Below are 22,238 nucleotides of genomic sequence, written 5' to 3' on the forward strand. Positions count from 1 at the left end.
TTCCGCTTTCGTTGTTCTGCATCTCTCCACACCTCTAACTGTCCATATTTAGACTGCATCCAAATCGAGGCTTTCTGACAACTCTTCCAGTACAAGGTCAGCTACATTCTTGACAGTCGGTGCTTCGATAAACAGTTTCAACTGCAATTCAATCCCATAGAGTTCCTTAATTCTCAGGACGACTTGTGTGATCATCAGAGAATGTCCGCCAAGCTCAAAGAAGTTATCGTTGATTCCAATCGGCGTGATCCCCATAATATCCTGGAGGATTTCCACTATACTCTCTTCAATCGCATTGTCAGGCTGTTCATATTCCACCGATATATCCGGCCGGTTATACTCTATCGTGTCCGCTTCTACAGCACTGTCTGCTGAGAGCTCCCTATCCCAGCCGTTGCTTCCAGCCGCTTCATAAGCCTTCTGCTTGCCAGCTTCAATCCAATGTCTCTTCCTTTCAAAAGGATACGTCGGCAAAGGGGTTCTGAATAAGATTTCATCTTCGTAATATTTTGCAAAATCAATGGTTAGTCCGCTGATCCAGGCCTTCTTTACGAACTCCGCCAGAAATTTATTATCATTCATCGTATTTTTAACGCCGCGGACCGTTTGGAACAATAGGCACTCTGCGTAGTCTTTCAAATTATCCTGCATAAAGACAGAGAGCGTTTTTCCCGGACCCACTTCGATGAAGTATTTATAATTTTTCTGTGCCAAATGAAGTGCAGCATCTTTAAATCTGACGGTGCCCAGCATATGCTGTATCCAATAGTCAGCACTCATCGCCTCTTCCGGCTTCAGCCACTCTCCCGTGACATTGGACATGATCGGGATCATCGGCTTGTTGAACGTCACCGTCTGGAGCACCTTCAGCATGTCCTCCACTGCACCCTGCATCATATAGGAATGAAAAGCATGGGAGGTGTGAAGAATTCTGTACTCCCGATGCTCTGTAATCTGTTCGACCACTTCCTGCAGCGCTGCGCTATCCCCGGCCAATACCACCCGGTTCTCGGAATTAATCAAGGCCAGTGAGACCTTCCCGTTAATATAGGCCTGCGCTTCCTGCTCGTTCATGTTCACATACAGCATTTCGCCCGCCGGCAGACTTTGGATGATCCGGCCCCGCATGACCATTAATCTAAGACCATCCTCGAGTGAGAATACCCCGGCCAGACAAGCGGCTACGTACTCCCCAACACTATGCCCCAGCAGAGCTTTGGGAGTAATTCCCCAATGCATCAAAGTCTTGGCCAAGCAGTACTCAATGGCAAATAGAGCAACCTGTGTATTCTGGGTTTCTGTTAGTGTCTCCTCACCCTTAGCATCCGCTTGATCTGCAAAGATAAGCTGTCTTAAATCATAGTTCAACTGCTTCTGAAGGATTTCGAAGCACTTATCCAGCTCATGCCGGAATACAGGCTTCGTATCGTACAGTTGTTTTGTCATATTCACATACTGCACGCCTTGTCCCGGGAACAGGAACACAATCTCCTTTTCGTTCTCATTTGGAGATTTCACCGCAGGAAGGCTCCCGCCCAATTTATGAATCAGATCTTCTCTGCTGTTACAGACCAGACCGCCTCGATAGGGCAGTCTCTTTCTTCCGATATTCATCGTATACAGGATATTCCGGTAATCAATGTCTTCATTATTTTGTACAAAATCCAGCAATTGTCCGGCCACCTCTTCATAGGCGGTCTTTGTCTTTGCGGATAGCAGCAGCAATTGGAATTCCTCATTACTCTCGACTTTGCGGGTGTCGATCGCTTCTTCCAGGACTACATGAACATTGGTCCCGCCAATGCCAAACGAGCTGACGCCCGCTCTTCTTACCCCGCAATCCGGGTTCCAGTCTTGGAGGCGGGTATTGACATAGAAAGGCGAGTTCTGCAAATCAATGTTAGGATTCGTTTCTTTATAGTTGATGCAGGGTACAAGCTTCTGCTTCTGGAGCATCAGACTGGTTTTGATTAACCCGGCCGTACCTGCTGCAGAATCCAAATGTCCGATATTGGCTTTCACTGCACCCAGGGCGCAGAAATTCAGCTTGTCCGTGGCTTCCGAGAAGGCTTCTGTAAGTGCTTGGACCTCTATGGGGTCCCCCATGGGAGTCGCTGTTCCATGAGTCTCAATATAAGTAATCGTGTCTTCATCTATCTCGCTTAGGATCTGGGCGCTCTTAATCGCATTGCGTTCGCCTTCAATGCTTGGTGCCGAATAACCCACCTTTGCCGAACCGTCATTATTAAAGGCGGCTCCCTTAATGACAGCAATGATATGATCGCGGTCGTTCACAGCATCTTCCAATCTTTTCAGCAGCACGGTTCCTACTCCGCTGCCGCTTAATGAACCGCTGCAATCTTTATCAAACGGCCGGCAATGTCCGTCCTCCGCGAGAACCTCTCCTTTGATGTAGAGATAACCGCTATCCTGAGGAAGCGACAGGGAGCTCCCTCCGGCAATGGCCATATCGCATTGATAATTCAGCAGAGCCTGACAGCCCAGAACTACGGCGGTCAAGGAAGTGGAACATGCAGTCTGCACGTTCACGCTCGGTCCCTTCAGATTCAGCTTGTAGGAAATCATGGTCGAAGCATAATGAACATCGTTCCCAATCCATATTTGTCTGATCTCGGGAGTGGAATCCAGATCCATACTGGACATAATATTCTTCAATAAATACTTGCTGGTTCCCGTTCCGACGAAAACGCCCACCTTCCCTGCATACTGGTCCGATTGGTATCCGGCACTTTCCATCAGCCGCCATGAGCTCTCAAGCAGAATTCTTTGCTGCGGGTCCATCAGTGCCGCTTCCCTGGGCGTGAAGCCAAAGAACGCCGCATCAAATTGCTCAATATTATTTATTTTGAAGCCGCACTTCCTGTACTCGGGATTGCTGAGCAGTTCTTCCGGTACCCCCGCTGCCCGAAGCTCCTCATCGGTGAAGAAGGTAAGCGACTCCGTCCCGTTGCACAGATTCTCCCAATACTGCATTACGTCATCTGCTCCCGGAACCTGGCAGTCCATTCCGATAATGGCAATATCGAGGTCTCTAAGATCATCATTCTGAGCGGATATTTCCATGCTTCTGTATCCTCCTTTCCGTTTTTATTTAGATAATAGAAGTGCAGCCTCTTCTTCTGTCAGATTCTCTAACTGGTCCAATAATGCTTCCAGGTCTGCTTCGGATTCGTCTTCAATAATTAAGTCGTTAATGTCATTGAAGTGTTTTCCGGCCAAGTCAGCAATGCTGATTCCGCCCAGAAGGTCAACAATGGAAATGTTAATACTGCATTTCTTATTTATTTTATTTCTGATCTCTGCAGCGATAATGGAGTCCACTCCAACCGAACTGATCGGCTCATCAAGCACAAGTGCTTCCTTCTTGGCATGAATGGTCTCAGCGATGATCTCAGCGAAGAAATCCATAATAACTGCACTTTTTTCTTCCATGCCGGAGGCTTTGGCCAGAATGCTGAACAAGTCCGTCTCCTGCGCGTCCCCTGCGGTATCTTCGCTTTGCACGGCGAGGTGATTGTACAATGCAGGCTTGCCCGGATAATTATTAAGCGCAAGCGGCCAGTCCGCTTCACCGATTACCGCATGGCATAGCTGTTGTCCGAACACTCTTTCCAGGGCCTGCATGCCATTCACTGCGTAGATCGGGTTCATGCCTCTTTGATATTTATAATGATCAATCAAATTCTTTTCTTTAACCATCCCCACACCCCATGGTCCCCAGCCCAGACTCAAAGCGGATTTGCCTTTACTGCGGCGGTAGCAGGCCAGTGAATCCATAAAGGAATTCGCTGCGGCATAATTCACTTGTCCAACCGCCGTTACAACCGAGCCGGTGGATGAATACATGATGAAAAAGTCCAGTTCAACCTCTTCAAGATATTTATGCAATAACCAGGCGCCTTTAACTTTGGTGTCATAGACCTCATCGAACTCATGTTGCTCCATCTGCATCATTAATTTGTCTTTGACTACACCGGCAATATGGACTACACCGCCGACCGGCATGGTTTCTTCATGAATCAATCTATGCGTAAGCTCCCCGACTGCTGCTTCATTAGCGATGTCCAGCGCGGCTACTTCAACGGTACAGCCTTTCCGTTCAAGCTCATTGATAAATTGCACCTGGCTGTACAGCTTATGGGATGAAGCCATCACTTTTCTTTCTTTTTTACCAGGGAACGGAGTACGTCCCACCAATACAAAATGTCTGGCTCCCTTCTCGTACATCCACTTCACAGTGATTTGCCCGAGTGAGCCCATGGCACCTGTGACCAGATAAATCTTATTGTCCGCCATAGTTACCGGGATGTTCCCGTCCAGATCGTAGATATGCTCCAGTCTGGCAACATAACGGACACCGTTTCTATACGCCAGCTGATCTTCACGTGTATAGTTCTCCAGATCATTGATCAAAAGCTCGACAGAGGCGGGGTGATGATCGATATCCATACTTGCTCCCCAGCTTCCAATGCACTCGGAGTGGCTGATTACTCTGCACATACCGATAGCCGCTCCCTGCAGGACATCAACTGGCTCCTTGCCGTCAACACTGACTGCCCCTTGGGTAACTGCCCAAGTACGATATTTCACGGAGTGCTCATTCAAAGTATTCATAACATGGCGGATACTGTTGACAGCCTTCTGCTTGGAAGCCTCAATAGCATCCGTGTCCATCTGATCATGACTTGTAATGTCCATACCCCACAGGTGGATAATGCCGTATTCCTGCTCTTGATCCATGTGCTGAATCAGCTTGATATAATCCGCTTGATTATTGCTGACAATAACACTGCCTGCATCCTGGTTGCCGGGATTCTGATAATCCGCGTAGAACCGTTTGCAGTTATAGCCTCTGCCGCTTAGGTTCTGGGCAATCCTGTCACCCATGCCGGAAGCATCACACAGCACAACCCAGTTCGTATACGAATGTCGGGCTGCGATCAGCTGCTCATCGTTCTCTACCTCCTGAGCCTTCCATTCAATGCCATAGAACCATTCTTTCAGATTCTTCTCGCTAAGCACGGCAGCTTCCGGACTTTTCTCTACGGATCTGGCCACAAAGTTGTCTACAATGACAACAATGTTTCCTTGCTCATCATAGATTTCAATATCTCCGGCAATGAACTCCTTACCCGATTCCTTCACTATAGAACGGACCCGCAATGGACCGGACGTGTTACCGTATACGACGACTGAGTCCACCGTATCCGGCAGCTTAATATCAACTTGTCCGTGATCTCTCAGCTCATCAAATTGATTAACGAGAAGCGACTGAAAGGCAGCATCAAGAATAACCGGATGCAGAATATTATCCATGTCCTGGATGCCTAACTCGTCCAGCGTGCAGATATCAGCCAGAACTTCATTATGATTAATCCATACCTTCTTAAGTCCCTGGAACATAGGGCCGTAGGTGAAATTCATTTTCTCCAGCAGCCCGTAGCATTCCGCCTGATTCAGAATTTCCTTGGCACTGTGCTTAAGAGCCTCCAGATCGGCTGTCCGGCTCACACTCCAGGTCTGTTTTCTGACAAATTCCCCACAGAAATTCTCGGTAGTTCTGGATACATCGCCATCTGCCAGGCTTCCGATCTTCACCACACCATGCTGCGGATCATAGTTAATAGACATATGGCCGGCATTGTTCTCATCAAGGAACAGCGCTCTTTTAAAGTGAATATGATATAAACCATACACCTCATCCATGCTTAATTTGCTGTAATCACGGAGCATTTGGAACGCGGCTTCAATGAAATGGGCACCGGCCAGCAGTACACTGCCATTTACACAATGGTCTGAGACGAACGGCATCATATAATCATTGATTTCCGCTTCCCATGCCGGAACCACGCTGTTCTTGCGGTATCCGATAAAAGGATGCTCTTTCTGTCCAAGACGTCTCTTCATATGCTCTTTGGATTCCTTCCAGAACCTCTCATGCTCCCATTGATAATGCGGCAGCTTCACATACTTAAAGGTTCCTCTGTAGATCCGGGACCAGTCAATTTCATATCCTGCACAGAATAGCTCAGACAAGGTTCTAACCATTCTTGGTATTTCCGGATCATTTCTGCGGAGGGAGGGCGAGATCTGAACTTCTATATCCTTCTCGCTCGCAAGCTCACTGACTGAATTCGCCAGTACCGGATGAGGGCCAATCTCAACAAAACAGGAATAGCCTTCCTCCAAAATCTGTTCCATGGCCTTGGCAAAGTACACGGAACCGGATACATTCAGCCACCAGTATTCATTATCCAGCTCCGGCCCTTCCGCCAGCTGGCCATTTCCGGTGGTATACGTTCTGATTTTGGTTGGTTGCGGATGAATATCGCGCAGGGCTTCCAGCAGCTCCGATTTAATCTCATTCATAAACACACTATGATAAGGTACCGTTACTCTTAAGAACTTGTTAAAAACACCGTCAACTTCAAGCTTGCTGCTGATCTCTGTAAGACAGGCCATATCTCCGGACAGGGTTACGCTTGTGTTGCTGTTGATTGCCGCAATGGATACTTTGTCGTTATTGTCAGCAATCAGCTCCTTGGCCTGTTCTTCATTCAAGCCAACCGCAAGCATACCGCCTTTACCCGTCAGCCGCTGCTGGAGCATACTGCGGTAATACGAAATCCGGACCGCATCTTCAAAACTGTAGACACCGGCAGCATACAATCCTGCCACTTCACCCACACTGTGTCCGATAATCAGATCCGGGACGACCCCCATGCTCTTCCACATCTCAACCAAGGCCACCTGCACCGTAAAATTCAACGGCTGGGAGACTTCGGTGAACTGCATGCTGGATTGTTCCTCATGAATCAGGAATTCATCCATCAATGACCAGGACAAGTATCGGGAGAACTCAGCGTGGCACTTCTCGACCGTATTGCGAAATACCGTATTCACATGATAGAGCTCGCGTCCCATCGCGTACCATTGGGGACCCATGCCGGTGAAAATAAACACCAGTCTCTTGTCTTTACCTTCATTGCCCACAACCACATTCTGCGGCAAAGTATCCTGCTGATAATCTGTCAGCCCCTGAATGATCTCCTGTATATTCCCTCCGAATAACACAAGGGATTTCGGGAATTTCTCACGTTTGGTAAGTGCGGAATAACAAATATCCGGTAAGCTTTCGGCGGTTTGATTCAAAAATTCAGTGTATTCTGCGGCAAGAGCCTTTAAGGATTGTTCTGTTTTTGCGGAGATGGTTAATACTTGAGGCAGTTCTTCGTTGACTGTTCCATCGTACTGTCTGTCACCGGTTATTCCCTGTAAAATCACGTGCGCATTGGTTCCGCCAAATCCGAACGAATTGACACCGACGATGGCATCTTTACCATCCTGCGGCCAGCTTTCATTGGTTAAGGGAATTCTTAGCCTCAGCTTGTCCAGATCAAGCTCAGGATTAAGCTCTTTCATGCCGATATGCGGCACAATCTGTCTGTGATCAAGAATGCACGCCGCCTTGATTACCGATGCTACGCCGGAAGCTGCCTCCAGATGACCGATGTTCGGTTTGACCGAGGCCATGATACATCTGTTATCTTCCGTCCTGTGCTCTCCAAAGAACTCACCGACCGCATTGACTTCAATGGGATCACCCAGTGCTGTTCCGGTTCCATGCAATTCGACATACTGAACTTCATCGGAGGCAATCCCTGCTCTCGCATATACATCCTGCAGCAACATCTTTTGGGATTCGCCGTTAGGAACCGTAATACCATTCGTTTTTCCGTCCTGGTTCACAAGGCTCTCTCTGATCACGGCATACACATAGTCGCCGTCTTCGAGCGCTTTTTCCAGACTTTTAAGAACAAGGATTCCGCCCCCTTCTCCCCTGACATAACCGTTCGCAGCAGCGTCGAAGGTCTTGCAGCTTCCGTCCACCGACAAGAATCCGCCTTTGGATTCTGCTATGAAATATTCCGGGGCATAGATCAGTTCCATGCCGCCTGCCAAGGCCAGATCGCATTCACCGTTGTGCAGACTTTTGCAGGCCTCATGAACAGAAACCACGGAGGACGAGCAGGCTGTGTCTATGGATAGAGAGGGACCCATTAAATTGTATATGTACGAGATTCTATTCGATAACATCGTCATCATGCTTCCTACTGCAGCATGGGTTCCAATTTGTGCAGCGTCAGCAAATTGCAGAATTTTATAATCGAGCGTAAATCCGCCGATAAACACACCGGTGCGGGAACCGCTCAGACTGCCGGGCTTAATTCCTGCGTCTTCTAGAGCCTCCCAGACAATCTCCAGCATTTGCCTCTGTTGCGGATCGATTTGATCTGCCTCTCTGGCATTAATCCCAAAGAACTTTGCATCAAATTGATCAAACTTATCGATAAATCCTCCGCGCCTGGCGTGGCTTTTTCCTTTTACCTGTTTGTTAGGATGATAATATTCTTCAATACTCCATCTATCCTCGGGAATATCCGTAATCGTATCCTTGCCTGACTTCAAGATGTCCCAGAACTGTTCTACATTATTTGCGCTTCCCGGGAACCTGCAGCCCATCCCCACAATCGCCACTAGCTTGTCCGTCTGCTTATTCATACCTCTCGCTCCTTTTACTATGCTTATCATTCACATCTGTAAATCACAAAAAAATTCCATCGACTAACTATGTATTATTTTGCATAAATATGCATTTTACAACGGATTGGTAGACTTCAGAGTAGTGATAATTAACTATTACCATTAAAGGGGATGAATAGGTATAAAGTAGGGAGAATTAGTATAAGAGGTAATATTTACATTTAACAAGATAAAAATAGCATATATCCCAAAATTAAAATGTGACTTTCTTCACCAAAAAAAGGCTCACCTTAAGGTGAGCAGCATAACCATATCGATGGTCGCATTGTTAATCAATTCACGAATAATCGCCTCGCGGTAGAGACCTTTTGCCTATAGCTCTCCAATCATTTGCAGCTCTATTTGCTTCATACGGTACAAGTAGCCCTGTTGCTCCATTAGCTCCGCATATGAACCTGTTTCGATGACCCTGCCCTGCTCCATGACGATGATCCTGTCCATACCTTCCAGGCCGGTAAGCCGGTGGCAAATGAGCAGTAAGGTATCTCCGGCGGACTGTTCGTAGAGACGGGTTAACACGCGCTCTTCTGTTACATAGTCCAGCGAAGAGGTCGGTTCATCCAGCAGCCATAACCGCCCTTTGCGGAGCATGACCCGGGCCAGCGCCAGACGCTGCTTCTCCCCGTCGGACAGGTTCTCTCCTTTTTCGAATACCACATCATGTAATGCCACATCCGGCAGTTGGGCCTTAGCGAGAGCTTCTAACAATACTTCGTCAGATGCTTCTTCTCCATTCAGCAGCAGGTTGTCACGGACTGTTCCACGGAAAAAATGACCTTGCTGTAAGACGACATTTGAGGCTTCCCAAATGCCTGACTCATCCAGCTCTTGTACCGGAATGCCGTTCAAACGTATGTCCCCGGAAACAGGCGTGCGCAGCTTGAGCAGCAGCTCGATCAGCGTTGATTTGCCGGACCCGCTCGGTCCGACCACGGCTGTTCTGGAGCCGGCCGGGAGGTGCAGCGACACCTCCGTCAGCGCGGGCCGCCACTCGTCATCATATTGGAACGTAACACCGGACAGCTCCACCGAAACCGGATTTCCCGCGGGCAGAGTGCGGTCCGGCTGCACAGGTAAATCAGTGGCAGTCAATACGGTTTCAGTCAGCCTTTTGGCCGCATGCTCACTGTCTTGCTTATAGGCTGGCAAAGTGGCCATGGCTCCAGCTTCTTCAAACACCGTCTGTGCGGCCATCACAAGCATCGCTAAAAACACGCCAGCCAGCGCACCCTCCATAATTAGATAGGCCCCAAGCGTCAGTACACCCCAGGAAATAAAAAAGGTTACAAAGGTGTGCATCGCCTGTCCGCGCAGCAGATGACCTGCTGCACGCTGCTGATCTGCTGTCAGTGCTGCCGAAGCCGCCTGGAGCTGCTGCTCCCGCTGCGGCAATTGCCCGTACACCTTCAGATCGCGGAAGCCGTACAAGACCTCGGTGACTTCCGTTGACAGCAGCGCCCGCTGCTTACGGACGCGGCCGTGTATCGCCCGCTGGCCCACCAATACGATTCCCGGTACAACCACTGCGGTCAGCAGCATCCCTATTACGAACAAGCAGGCCATCCAGAATGAATAAGAGGCACTGAACACCATGGTTGCCAGAAACACCGTGATGACGATCACCGGCGGATAAGCGACACGCAAAAAATAATTCTGCAGGCTCTCTACATCGCCGACAATCCGCGCCAGCAGATCTCCGCTGCGGTTCTTGTTCAATATACCGGGCGTTAACGGGATCAGCCGGGCAAAAAAGTCTGTACGCAAACGGCTAAGCATGGAAAAGGTTGCTCTGTGCGAATACAGGCGTTCCCCGTAACGGCTTGCCGCCCGGAGCAGACCCAGCAGCTTGACCAGCGCGGTAAGAACAATCAAGGTATAGAGCGGCGGCATAAAGACCGTCTGTGAAATCAGATACCCGCTTGCGGAGAACAGGGCCACACCGGCAGCGCCGGCAATAAACCCTCCCAGAATCGACAGGAGTATATCCTTCCGCTCTGCTATCATGGCCTTGGACAAAATCGCCAGCTCGTTCATGCTGACCCTCCTTTTCGCTGAATATGGGCCATCTCGGCATATTGAGGCACTCGTTCAAGGAGCTCGTCGTGAGGTCCTGCCGCCGCTAATACGCCATGGTCCATAAACAAAATGTGATCCGCTTGCCGGATCGTATACAACCGGTGTGCGACTGTGATCATCGTTGCATTTCGAGCCAGCGCGGTTATGGAGCTTTGCAGGATTTGTTCGGTCTGCAAGTCGAGGCCCACCGTAGGCTCATCGAACAGGATCAGAGCCGGCCGTTTCAAAAAGGCCCGCGCTAAAGCAAGGCGCTGCTTTTCCCCGCCCGACAATCCCCTGCCGCCTTCTCCGACATTGGTGTCGAGTCCCTGTTCCAGCCCGGCAACAAGCTGTGCAAGTCCCGCATCCTCAGCGGCCTGCCTGATTTCTTCTCTGGAGACCTTACGCCCAGCACCGATTGCGATATTCTCAGCAAATGTGCCGGCAAAAATATAAGGATGCTGTGTAATATAGCTGACCTGCTCAAACCATGAGTCTTCCTCCCACACCGACAACGGGCTTCCGTTCACCAGCACTGTCCCGGATACCGGCTTCAGCAGTCCGGCAATGAGATGGAGCAAGGTTGTTTTGCCCGAGCCGCTGTGCCCGACAATCGCAACATGCTCTCCCGGTCCTATGGAGACAGGCCCAGCTTTAAGCTCGAATGAACCGGGGGCATAATGGAAATGCACATCATCCAGCGCAATGGAGGGCGGCATCTTGAGAAGCTTGGCTGAGGACTGCCCGCCCCCTTCCGGCTGTGCACCGGTGCCGCCGCCTATTTCCGCAAGCATCTGCTCCACCTTACGGACCGCCCCCATACTGGTCCGCCCGCTGTGAAAAGCGGTGCCTGTATTTTTGAGCAGGTTAAAAAACTCGGGAACAAGCAGCAGCACAAGAAAGGCCGTATGGAACGGCATCGATTTGAATACGAGCAGTTGAATAGCCAATTCAAGGGCAACAATCCCGATGCTCAGCATGACGATGGATTCCAGCATAAAAGTATTCGTAAAGGCAACCTTCAAAATATCCATGGTCGCGTCACGGTAACCCAGGCTGCTGCGCTCAATCTGCTGCTGCTGGCGGCGGGATTGTCCAAATATTTTCAACGTCACGAGCCCTTGAAGCGAATCCAGGAACGTACCGGAGAACTCTGCAAGCTGCGCATATTTCTCTTCGGATTTGTTCTTCGTTTGCAGTCCCACCAGAATCATAAACAGCGGGATGAACGGTGCCGTAAACAGCAGAATGAAGCCGGTATTCGCATGTAAAACAAACGTAACCGCCAGAATCAGAACCGGGATGATCGCTGCTTCCACCATCCGCGGCATGTAGTGACTGAAATAGCTGTCCGCCTCGTCCACTGCATCCAGAGCCACACTGACCTTCCCCCCTGTCTGCCCCCGCAGCGTTGAAGGCATGGAGGCACGGGTAAGCTTCTGCAGCACGGATGAACGCATATTTGCCTTAGCGGCGGCTGCCATAGCCAAGCCTATTCTTCCATTTCCGTATAACAGCAAAGTGCGGATCGCCATCACTGACAGCAGAAGAGCGAGCAGCAGAGCAACCGAGGATAAGGAAGCCTTCTCCACGAACACCCGCTGGACCGCTTCCGCCAGCAGCCCGGCCTGACTTACAATCGCAATGCCGAGCATGAGCGACAGGAGGGTCAGCATAACCAGCCGTTTTCGTTGCCCCGACATTTGCTCAGCGATCAGACTTGTTTTGCTCTTCATTTATTTCTTTCCTTTCACATAGTCTGCGTCAAAGAGGAACAGCTTGAACACCAGAATCAGGGAAGGAATGAGCAAGCACATACCCCCGATGAACACAATGACCAGCGCCAGACCCATAGCCGGTGAAGTGATGCTGTTCTCAAGCGTAATGAACGGGTCCAGAATATAAGGATATTGCCCGATTCCGTAAGCGAAGAATGCGCAGAGGAATTGCAGCATGATGCTTATGAACGCCAACCCGTAACGGCGTCCGCTGTACAGCAGCCACATGGCAAGCATGAAGAAAGCAACAGACAGCGCAAGCAGCCACCATAAATCCATCATATTTTGAAAATGCCGCTCATTGTGCTGGCCCAGATAAATAAAGGCCGTCAGCGCGATAACAATGGTCGGTGTGCTCCAGAACAGCGCATAAGTACGCATAAGCTTCAGCGCGGGTTGATCCTCTGCCCGGGAAGCATAAAAGGCCAAAAAGGAGGCGCTGATGAACAACACAGATACAATCGCCAAGCCTACAATGCTCCAGGATAACGGGTTAGTGAACAATGCCCAGTAATCCAGAGACACGGTCTCTCCCCGCTTAAAGATAAAGCCGCCTTCCGACAGGGTAAGTGCCACTGACAAGGACGCGGGAATCAGCAGGCCCGAAGCGCCGTACAGGAACAGATATACGATGTTATTCTTGGAGCCGTAATTCTCGAACGCATAGAACGAACCGCGGATCGCGATCAGGATAAGCGCAATGCTTCCCGGAACAAGCAGCGCCGAGCCGTAATAATAAGCGGTATCCGGGAAGAAGCCGACAAGTCCAATATAAAAAAAGACGAAAAAGACATTCGTAATCTCCCAGACAGGCGATAAGTAGCGGGAGATCAGACGGTTAATCAGATGATCCTGCTTCGTCAGCCGGGCATAAAAGGCAAAGAACCCGGCTCCAAAATCAATAGAGGCCACAATTAAATAGCCGTATAAAAACAGCCAGAGCACTGAAATTCCAATCAGCTCATAACTCATTTTGCGTGCTCACCCTTTACTGTTGATTTGCCGCCGGGATGCTGATTCCACTTCTCCATCTCGGTTTCCGCCGGATTGTCCTTGAACATGCGCCGCAGCACAAGCACACATACCGTGCCTAACAGGATGTACAGCAACAGGAATACGAAAAACAGGATCCTTACGCTCGGTGATGTCGTAGCCCCCTCTTCTACACGCATGTATCCCCTTAAGATCCAGGGCTGCCGCCCAATTTCAGCGTAGAACCAGCCTAGCTCGACTCCCAAAAAGGCAAGCGGTGCGCCTAACGCGATCACGCGAAGCAGCCATTTGTTATGCTCATTGCGTTTTTTCCAGAAGACAAACAGGAAGTACAGGAATGAAATGCCTAGCAGTGCGAACCCTACACCGACCATCAGATCAAACAAATAGTGAACCAGGAGCGGCGGCTGCTCATCGGCAGGGAATTCATTCAGACCGGTCACCTCTGCATTGAAATCGCCAAAGGCGAGGAAGCTGAGAAATTTGGGAATGTGCAGTGCGCCCAGCACCTCATGCTCGGCGTTAAGCCACCCCATCAGAATCAGATCGGCTCCGCTTTCCGTTTCAAAATGCCACTCCGCCGCAGCCAGCTTCTCCGGCTGATGCTCAGCCAAAAATTTCGCCGACGTATCTCCAGCCAGAGCGTTCAGCAGTCCAAACACCATCACCACGGCCATCATCAGCTTCAGCGCTTTTTTATGGTATTCCGAGGCGCCCTTTCTGAGGAGTGCAAACGCGGCGATACCCGCCAGCAGTGCGGCTCCGGTCAGATAGGCTGAGCTTAAGACATGGAACACCTTGGAGAACGTCGCTGTATTCAGCATCGCCTCTACCGGATTGACAGCTATGAATTGCCCACCCGCCATAGCAAAGCCCTCAGGCTGATTCATGAACCCGTTTACGGTCGTGATAAACACAGCGGACATCCCGGCACCGGCAACAATCGGGATCGTAAGGAGCCAGTGGATATACGGCTTTTTGAACCGGTCCCAGGTGTAGAGGTAAATGCCCAGAAAGATCGCCTCGAAAAAGAAAGCAAACACTTCCATAAATAACGGGAGCGCAATCACGTTACCGGCCAGCTTCATGAAATTAGGCCAGATCAAGGCTAGCTGCAACGAAATCGCCGTACCTGTCACCACGCCCACGGCCACAGAAATGACAAACCCGCGGGCCCATCTCTTGGCCATCAGTGTATAGTGAGGGTCTTTTTTGCGTATGCCCATGAATTCAGCAATGGCGATCATCAGCGGAACCCCAACGCCAATTGTTGCGAAAATAACGTGGAATCCCAGTGTCAAGCCTGTCACCAGTCTGCTCCACAGCACGGTATCGATGCCCATTACGTTAGTGCCTCCTTATAAAAATCGTAGATATTTTGAATTATTATATCTTTAATTTTAACTAAATCGGCTCCGGTCACCTTTTTGCCTTCAAACGTTCATGGAAGCATCAACTCTTTCTTACATCTTAGTGAATACCGCCGAAACTACTCTATCGGGCTATTGATAGATAGGGAATAACATGGTACAGGACTGTTCCAGTAATAAAAACAGCGGCAATCTAAGACTCAATAAATAAAGTCTTAAACTGCCGCTGATCCTATCAAGAGCAGAATCCCCTCAGACCGGACTGCCAGTCTTCTTGAAGTACTGCTGCACCAGAAAATTCATGATCTCGCCGGGTTGTTCTCTGGAGAACTCCGCCTTGTCTGCGAACAGCATCCCGTAAGGTGCTTCCGGGGTGTACGGCTCCCAGTGCGGCAATGCTTCGCCTGTCGAATCTTGTCCGTTCGGGTCGCCGGTACGGATGAAATGCGCGGTATAATTGCACATCTGGCGAGCCAGATCATAATGCTTGCCGACAAACGGCCGCCAGCACTTGGCCAGCGTCTCGAAGAAGAACCACAGATCCACCGAGTGGAAGGTGCCCGGGTTATCCCATCCCGGAATCTCCGCATCGAAATTATAGTAATAGAGCGGGGTTTCGCTTCCGGTATCCGCATTCGCCTGCCCGGCGATCCGGATGGCGCATTCGAACCCGCTTACCGCTGCCCGCTCCGCCGCTTCCTGAACCGCATCCGGCCTTGCGCCGCTAAGCTTCAGGAAGGTCTCCGCATCCTCCCCGAACATGTCCGCCGCAAGCTGCTTGAGCTCCCCGTAGGACTGCACCTTCGGAGTGCTGAAGAACTCGGAGGAGGTATGGCCGAGCATAACCGGCACCTTCAAGCGTCTATTCTGCACGAACAGATCGAACGGATTCCCCACCTGGAACTTCTGGTCCGCAACGGTGCCCCAGAAGCCGCCAAGCGCTACTGCCTTGTCCCGCAGATAGACCGCATCCAGCTTCCGCGCTTCCTCAAGTGTGGCTACACCCAGGTACTTGAAGAACTCGATGCCATCCTGCTCTGCCTCCTGCAGTGTCCCCCGGAGCGGCGGCAGCAGGGTTCCCGGATACAGGTCCGTGAAGATACCGCTTTCCACAATCGCCCGCTGAAACAATCCTTCGTTCTGCGGAGAGGTAAGCTGGCTCATGACACTGCCGCCGCCCGCTGACTGCCCGCCGATGGTGATGTTGTCCGGGTCACCGCCGAACGCAGCAATGTTGCGCTTCACCCAGCGGGTAGCGGCCTGCTGGTCAAGGTTGCCGAAGTTGGCAGGCGCCTCCGGTGATTCCGCGGTAATCTCGGGATGGCAGAGGAAGCCGAAGATATTCAGCCGGTAGTTAATCGTCACCACCACAATCCCTCTGCGGGCAATCCGTTCTCCGTCGAACTCCATCTCTGCCGGATGGCCCACCTGCAGCCCGCCGCCGAAATACCATACATAGACGGGTAGCTTCTCGTCCGCCTGTTTGGCCGGGGTCCATACGTTCAGGTACAGGCAATCCTCGCTCATCGCAATGTCAGGCTCCACCGCCCACTCACGGGTATAGATATTGTTATCATCCAGCTCCTGTCTGACCTGCATGGAGACCGGTGCGAACTCGTGGGCCTGAAGTACACCCTCCCAGTCTTCGGCAGGCTGCGGTGCCCGCCAGCGGTTCTCCCCTACAGGCGGTGCTGCAAACGGTATTCCCTTGAAGCTCGTAATCCGGGGATCGGCTGCGGGCAAGCCTTTTACCGTGCCATTCTCCACATTGACCATTCTAAGCATATTACCGTCTCCTTTACATCCACATCGTTGCTTACCCCCAAATTCTAATAGACCCCTTGCCCCAAAACAATGATCTAAGCACGGCCGTAATTGATCTATTCTAACATGCTGGTGCTCCATACCACCTTTGTAGTAACATATTCGTATGTCCCGCTACCCACTTTATATTGATTACCGTCAGGCAGTCTAATGTCAGCTGTACAGTTTCCAGGAACTTTAATGATATAGGTTACTTCATGCCCTTTTATTTCCCACCCGCTTGTTACTTTTCCATATACACTTGAATAAGTAAGCTTGGCATAGTTCAACTCGCTGCATGGTGTGGGTTTAATGACAAAATGGTTCTTTTGACCAGAAGTATTTATACCGCAAAGACCACTAAACAACCATTCACAGCAAGCCCCCTTTGAATAATGGTTAAGCGAGGCATCCGGTGTCCAGTTCTCCCACATGGTTGTTGCTCCGTTGATTACCTGATACATCCAGCCCGGATTGTCCGGCTGGGTTAACATCCTCCAGGCATCCTCTGTATATCCATACTCACTTAGGATTCCCAATACAAATGGAGTGGATAAAAAACCGGTGCCGATTTTATGTTTCCGTCTTCTTGTTAATTCAACAAGTTTTTCCACCAACATTCCCTTGTCTTTATCATTCACCAGATCCAGTGCAACCGGTCTGACCAGCTTGGCCATTCTTTCAGTTTCCAGAGCTTCTTTGCTTATAAAATAGTGCTGATACGCCTCTTTAATCTTCTGTGAAATCTCCGCGTATTCTCCCGCTTCCTTGTGCTTTCCCAGATGCTCGGCCATCTCAGCAAGGCATTTCAGGGAGTAGGCCAGATAGGCTGAGGCCTCTTCCGGTCTTGGATACAGTAGAGCCATCTTGCCTTCCGTGCCTTTGGGTTCACTCCATTCTCCGAAATGCCTGCCTTGTCCTACAATGTAGGCTCTGTGTTTATTAGAAGCCGGAAACTTTAAAAAGGAGAATATATTATACTTTCCTAACCTAGTCATGAAGAATTCAATCCAGCGTACCATAGAATCGTAATGCTCTTTCATAACACTGTCATCCCCATAGCGCTTCCAATAACGATAGGGTATCAATACGATAGCATCCCCCCACCCGCTGGACCCCTCCACGGACAATGAATTGCGGAAGTTGCTGACTCTCGGAGTAATGTTATACACCAACCCGTTCTCGGCCTGTTCGTCACATACATCCCGCATCCATTTTCTATAAAATGCAGCCTGATCCATAAATATCGTGCCTGTATCAAAGAATAGCTGTGCATCCCCGGTCCATGCAGCCCTCTCACGGGTAGGGCAGTCGGTTGGCACATCCATAAAATTCCCTTTCACACTCCATAAAGTGTTCTCCACAATTTTGTTGATTCCCTCATTGGAGCAATTAAACTCAGCCGTAACCTCCATATCCGAATATACGGCAATTGCCGTAAAAGCGTCAGGCTTAACCTCACCCGGCCAATTTTGCACCAAAGCGTATTGAAATCCCTGGATGCTAAACTTTGGTTTATAATATTCTTCACCATTGCCACTACAGATATATTCGATTTTTTGCAGGTGTGATTTCGTATATTCTCCATCATAGGAGATATTTTTTATCGTAAAATTCCCTTCATCATTTAACTTTTCTCCCATAACCATTGTTATTTTATGACCCTTAGGCGCTTTCACAAAAAATTCAACATAACCTGCTATATTCTGTTTAAAATCAAGAACAGTCTGTCCATCTGGTGTTCTGATCACTTCAGGCCGAAGTCGCTCCTTTTCTACAACAGGAACATTATTAGAACAACAAACCACACCGTTATATGAGGTTTCCAAGGCAACAGAAGAATAAGTAGGCTTCCTCCATGCTTCAACAATCTCTCCATCCTTCATATCAGCATAGCAGATGGGTCCATCATTACTCCAAGTGAAGCTGTTATCGGAAGTAATGATCATCCTATTTCCTTCATCATCTGTGATTTCCAGCTGTGCCAGGAGTTTCGGTTCGTACCCAAACACTTTACTCCCCCCAAAGACCCCTGCCTTACTGGCATACCATCCATCCCCCAATTCAATCTCCATCGTATTCTGGGCGGATAGCAAATCTTTAACATCAAAGGACTGATAATGTGTACGGACATCATAATTGGTGGAGCCTGGCGTGAAATATTGATTTCCAACACGTTTTCCATTCAGCTTCGCTTCATAAACTCCATTCGCAGTAATGTATAATCTGGCTTTTACAATTCCTCCGGGGATCTGAAACTCTTTTTTAAAGCAATCCACCGGATAACGGACTTTCTTCTTTTTACTGTGAACGTAATTCCCCATGATCCACTTGGCCTTCCAGTCCGCAGGCTGCAGCAGACCCATTTCAAAAAACGCCGGTTCACTCCAAGGTCCTTCTTCCCCTGATTCATCATAAAGCTTCACTCGCCATGATACGATATCCCGGCTATTCAGTGCAGTCGTTATCCTGGCCGACATTTCACCCGTTTCTATCTTATCACCTGTATATATCAAATCTCCGTTAATTTCAAATTGAATGACATAGGCAGATTGTTTAATTCCATCTGCAACATTCCACATCAAACGCGGTGAAGTGATATCGATTCCAATAGGGTTCAACAGATATTCAGTCTTTAAATTCACTGCATGAATCATGATATTAACTCCTTTTCCTTACATACTATTCTCCATTTCTTTCTCTGAGCTCGCTTACAATTTGAGGGTGTCTCTTCTCCAGCTTCCAAAAGAGCATACACACAAAAGAAATAGCTGCTAAAATAATTGGCAGATAAATGCTAATCATTAAGACTCCACCGATTGCCGAACTGGACTGCTGAGCTGCCGCTCCATCAAAACCGGTCGCACCCAGTATCCACCCGATGCCGGAAATGCTCAGAGAATTTGCTAAAAGCGTAGCTATACCAACCAGACTCATCATCATCCCAGGTACACGGATACCGCTTTTCCACTCCCCATAATCTATAGTGCTGTTTACAAGAACTGTAATTACCGCTGCTAATGGTATAGACCCTATTCCGGAGATCATAAACCCTAAGAAGGCAAGGGGTACGCTGCTTGTATCCATTAGACGAATGAATCCGCCTACTATTCCAAATATCCCCCCACAAGCCACGATCCATCGAACACCTATCTTTTTGACCAGAGCCGGAAGAAACACAAAGACTAGTATTGCTGGAGCAGCACCAACCATTGCCAGCACACTCTGCAGCTTTATATCTCCGAGAATATAGCGGGCATAATAAACACTGGTTGCATTATTCAAAGAAAGAGTAGCGGTTACTACGAAAAGGACGAGGCAAGAAACAAGGAAATATGGATTTCTCAAAATGGATTTCATTGCATCCTTAAAGGGAACCTTCTTTTCAACGCCTTTCTCATCACGGTTAATCGTCTTTACATTCTCATGTGAAGTCCTGAATTGATTGAACATAAGCAAGGAAGCTACGACTGTCAAGACAGTGGTGACGATAAAATATGCCCGTTGATCTCCCCCCATTAGCTCAACAACTGGCACATAGCCTAAAGTGACAACCATAGCCCCACCAATGGTGCCTAATGCTCGCCCTGAGCTCATCTTTGTCAGTTCCAGCGGGTTTCGGGTTGCCATTGGTATTAATGAACCTGAAGCCGAAGTGAACATGGAGGTTCCTACATTGAACAGGATTATGCAGGCACCCGCCCATAACATTTTGCTGGACAGCTCAAGACCTTCCGGAATGGAAAACAGCAGCATGAGGGGCAATGCCAGAGGCAGGATAGATCCCGCTAACCAGGGTCTTACCTTGCCATGTCTGGAGTCGAATTTATCAATCATTACTCCTGTAGCAAAACTTGTTACCGCGCCGAGGATAGACCCAATTAATACGAGATTACCTAGCATAATACCGTCTAAATGTGCAACTGTTGTTAAGTAAAACATTGTAAACGAACTAAATATAACTGCAATCAGCGAATTACCAGCCATCCCCAGACTATCACCAATCATCTGTCCTTTACGGAGTTGCAAAGGGATCTCATTTGCATGATCAACAGACTGGACAAGCTCCCCTCCCTTTACCTCGTTTTCTGCAATCATTCTAACTTCCCCTTATCTTTATAATGTGGAGTAGTTTTGATCAAATCAAAACTGATCAGATCTAGTTTACCCTTTCCTTCAAAAGTAAAATAAAGCGGATATACCCTGTTAAGCGAAGTCATTTCCCCTTCAAAATGCTTCCATTGCTCAGATGAGGAGACCTCTATCTCCGCTACGGCCTTTCCGCCCAGTTCGGTAGAGACCTTTACTTTTCCAGTCGCATTTCCGCGTGTTACAATCCCGATCCGGTTCGTGCCTTCAAATTCAAAATACTTAAACCCGGCAGTTGCACCATTCCTGAAATTTGATATATATTGATTGGAATTCCCCTCTCTGTCTTCGCCTTCCTGAGTAAGATATGGGTGCCCTTTTCCTGTCAAGAATAAGAGAAACGATCCTCTGGCGCCTTTCTTGCTCATAAGGTTACAGGCAATTCCTGCTTCATAAGTCCCTTCACCCTTTAATGGCTTTCCATTTAATCCGCAAGATGTCATTTCAACCTGCTTTATTGATCCATCCTCTTCAATTACAATTTTCTCTGCACAGGCTTGCCGGGAATACGGATTTTTATTGGTGTGCCTATGATGGAATATATACCACGTACCATTAATCTCCACTAAACTTCCATGATTATTACCGAAGTAGTTTAACGCTTCTTTCTTCTGTCTGCCATTCAAGTAAATATCCGCATTGGATATAATTGTGCCGCCATACTTGAAGTCTCTGTCCGGGTACCGGCTAGTAGCATAACAAAGCTCATGACTATGCCTTGATGAATAAATAAAGTAATACGTACCCTTGATCTTGCGGATTGAGGATGCCTCAAAGAAATGATGGGACCCGAAGCCCTCTTCCTTCCTGTCCAGAACTACCTTTGGCCCCTCTTTCACCGTCAGCATGTCACTTTCCAATTCCATTACAAAGGCTCCCACTACTTTTCTGCCTGAGTAACTGTTGACAACTGGAGGATTATATCCGGAATATAAGTAAACCCTTTCATCGTCATCTACCAGAACAGCAGGGTCAAACTGAATATATTCTCCCTTATCAGAACCAAGGACATGACCGGCTTTATCCTGCACATGACCATAAAACTCATATTTGCCTGCAGGTGTATCACATACTGCTACTGATAAAATGTGTGTGCCGCTCAAACTGTAATATAGATAGTACCTCCCATCTACACCTCTTGCGACATCGGGAGCGTAAAGATAATGATTTCCTGTTTGTTTGCTCAATGGATCTTGGACTTTGTCATAAATTACACCTTCATACTTCCAATCTCCAAGATCGTTAACGGATGCGGACCAGCCTACATAGTTGTTCATACAGTAAGTTGTGCCGTTAAATTTGTCATGTGACCCGAAGACATATATTCTACCGTCAAAAACATACGGCTCAGGATCGGGAATGTACTCATAGCTTGGAATAAATGGATTGTACGCTTGCTTTTTCATGGCTTCCCCCTACCCCAAATCTTATAAAATTCTTTTAATTAATGTATAAAGTAAAACAG

At 48.7% G+C, this 22,238-nt stretch carries 10 protein-coding genes; all 10 read right to left on the minus strand.

Features of this window, described 5'->3' with window-relative positions; all coding sequences use genetic code 11:
- Positions 1–48: 48 nt before the first annotated feature.
- The 10 genes from C173_RS11890 to C173_RS11935 all read right to left on the minus strand — a co-directional run bounded on the left by C173_RS11890 (position 49) and on the right by C173_RS11935 (position 22,179).
- Positions 49–3,084, minus strand: coding sequence for a type I polyketide synthase (locus tag C173_RS11890; RefSeq protein WP_036725008.1), 3,036 nt, complete (start codon positions 3,082–3,084; stop codon positions 49–51).
- Positions 3,085–3,108: 24 nt separating this feature from the next.
- Entirely contained in the window at positions 3,109–8,583 is a 5,475-nt protein-coding gene (locus C173_RS11895; protein WP_036725009.1) for a type I polyketide synthase, read from the minus strand.
- 354 nt (positions 8,584–8,937) lie between these two features.
- The gene (cydC, locus tag C173_RS11900) at positions 8,938–10,659 is read right to left on the minus strand and encodes a thiol reductant ABC exporter subunit CydC (RefSeq protein ID WP_036725010.1); all 1,722 of its coding nucleotides are present in this window, start codon (positions 10,657–10,659) and stop codon (positions 8,938–8,940) included.
- Entirely contained in the window at positions 10,656–12,416 is a 1,761-nt protein-coding gene (gene cydD / locus C173_RS11905) for a thiol reductant ABC exporter subunit CydD (protein ID WP_036725011.1), read from the minus strand. Before cydD ends, cydC begins: the two co-directional genes overlap by 4 nt.
- Complete coding sequence (locus C173_RS11910; protein WP_036725012.1) at positions 12,417–13,430, minus strand: cytochrome d ubiquinol oxidase subunit II; 1,014 nt, start codon at positions 13,428–13,430, stop codon at positions 12,417–12,419.
- Entirely contained in the window at positions 13,427–14,794 is a 1,368-nt protein-coding gene (locus tag C173_RS11915) for a cytochrome ubiquinol oxidase subunit I (protein WP_036725013.1), read from the minus strand. The genes C173_RS11910 and C173_RS11915 overlap by 4 nt, the downstream gene beginning before the upstream one ends.
- Before the next feature lie 279 nt (positions 14,795–15,073).
- Positions 15,074–16,606, minus strand: a complete 1,533-nt coding sequence (locus C173_RS11920; RefSeq protein WP_036725016.1) for a carboxylesterase/lipase family protein — start codon at positions 16,604–16,606, stop codon at positions 15,074–15,076.
- Positions 16,607–16,701: 95 nt separating this feature from the next.
- Positions 16,702–19,281, minus strand: a complete 2,580-nt coding sequence (locus tag C173_RS11925) for an alpha-L-rhamnosidase (RefSeq protein ID WP_051477987.1) — start codon at positions 19,279–19,281, stop codon at positions 16,702–16,704.
- A gap of 25 nt (positions 19,282–19,306) precedes the next feature.
- Complete coding sequence (locus C173_RS11930; RefSeq protein ID WP_036725017.1) at positions 19,307–20,722, minus strand: MFS transporter; 1,416 nt, start codon at positions 20,720–20,722, stop codon at positions 19,307–19,309.
- Complete coding sequence (locus C173_RS11935; RefSeq protein ID WP_051477988.1) at positions 20,719–22,179, minus strand: family 43 glycosylhydrolase; 1,461 nt, start codon at positions 22,177–22,179, stop codon at positions 20,719–20,721. The genes C173_RS11930 and C173_RS11935 overlap by 4 nt, the downstream gene beginning before the upstream one ends.
- Positions 22,180–22,238: the final 59 nt, after the last annotated feature.

This window comes from Paenibacillus sp. FSL R7-277, from assembly GCF_000517965.1.
Lineage (GTDB): Bacteria > Bacillota > Bacilli > Paenibacillales > Paenibacillaceae > Paenibacillus_AQ > Paenibacillus_AQ silagei.

What these genes read in the sequence shown, in the direction of transcription:
- cydC (WP_036725010.1), bottom strand. Translation starts at nt 10,659, where the DNA reads ATGAACGAGCTGGCGATTTTGTCCAAGGCCATGATAGCAGAGCGGAAG.
- C173_RS11890 (WP_036725008.1), bottom strand. Translation starts at nt 3,084, where the DNA reads ATGGAAATATCCGCTCAGAATGATGATCTTAGAGACCTCGATATTGCC.
- C173_RS11915 (WP_036725013.1), bottom strand. Translation starts at nt 14,794, where the DNA reads ATGGGCATCGATACCGTGCTGTGGAGCAGACTGGTGACAGGCTTGACA.
- C173_RS11930 (WP_036725017.1), bottom strand. Translation starts at nt 20,722, where the DNA reads ATGATTGCAGAAAACGAGGTAAAGGGAGGGGAGCTTGTCCAGTCTGTT.
- C173_RS11920 (WP_036725016.1), bottom strand. Translation starts at nt 16,606, where the DNA reads ATGCTTAGAATGGTCAATGTGGAGAATGGCACGGTAAAAGGCTTGCCC.
- C173_RS11935 (WP_051477988.1), bottom strand. Translation starts at nt 22,179, where the DNA reads ATGAAAAAGCAAGCGTACAATCCATTTATTCCAAGCTATGAGTACATT.
- C173_RS11910 (WP_036725012.1), bottom strand. Translation starts at nt 13,430, where the DNA reads ATGAGTTATGAGCTGATTGGAATTTCAGTGCTCTGGCTGTTTTTATAC.
- cydD (WP_036725011.1), bottom strand. Translation starts at nt 12,416, where the DNA reads ATGAAGAGCAAAACAAGTCTGATCGCTGAGCAAATGTCGGGGCAACGA.
- C173_RS11895 (WP_036725009.1), bottom strand. Translation starts at nt 8,583, where the DNA reads ATGAATAAGCAGACGGACAAGCTAGTGGCGATTGTGGGGATGGGCTGC.
- C173_RS11925 (WP_051477987.1), bottom strand. Translation starts at nt 19,281, where the DNA reads ATGATTCATGCAGTGAATTTAAAGACTGAATATCTGTTGAACCCTATT.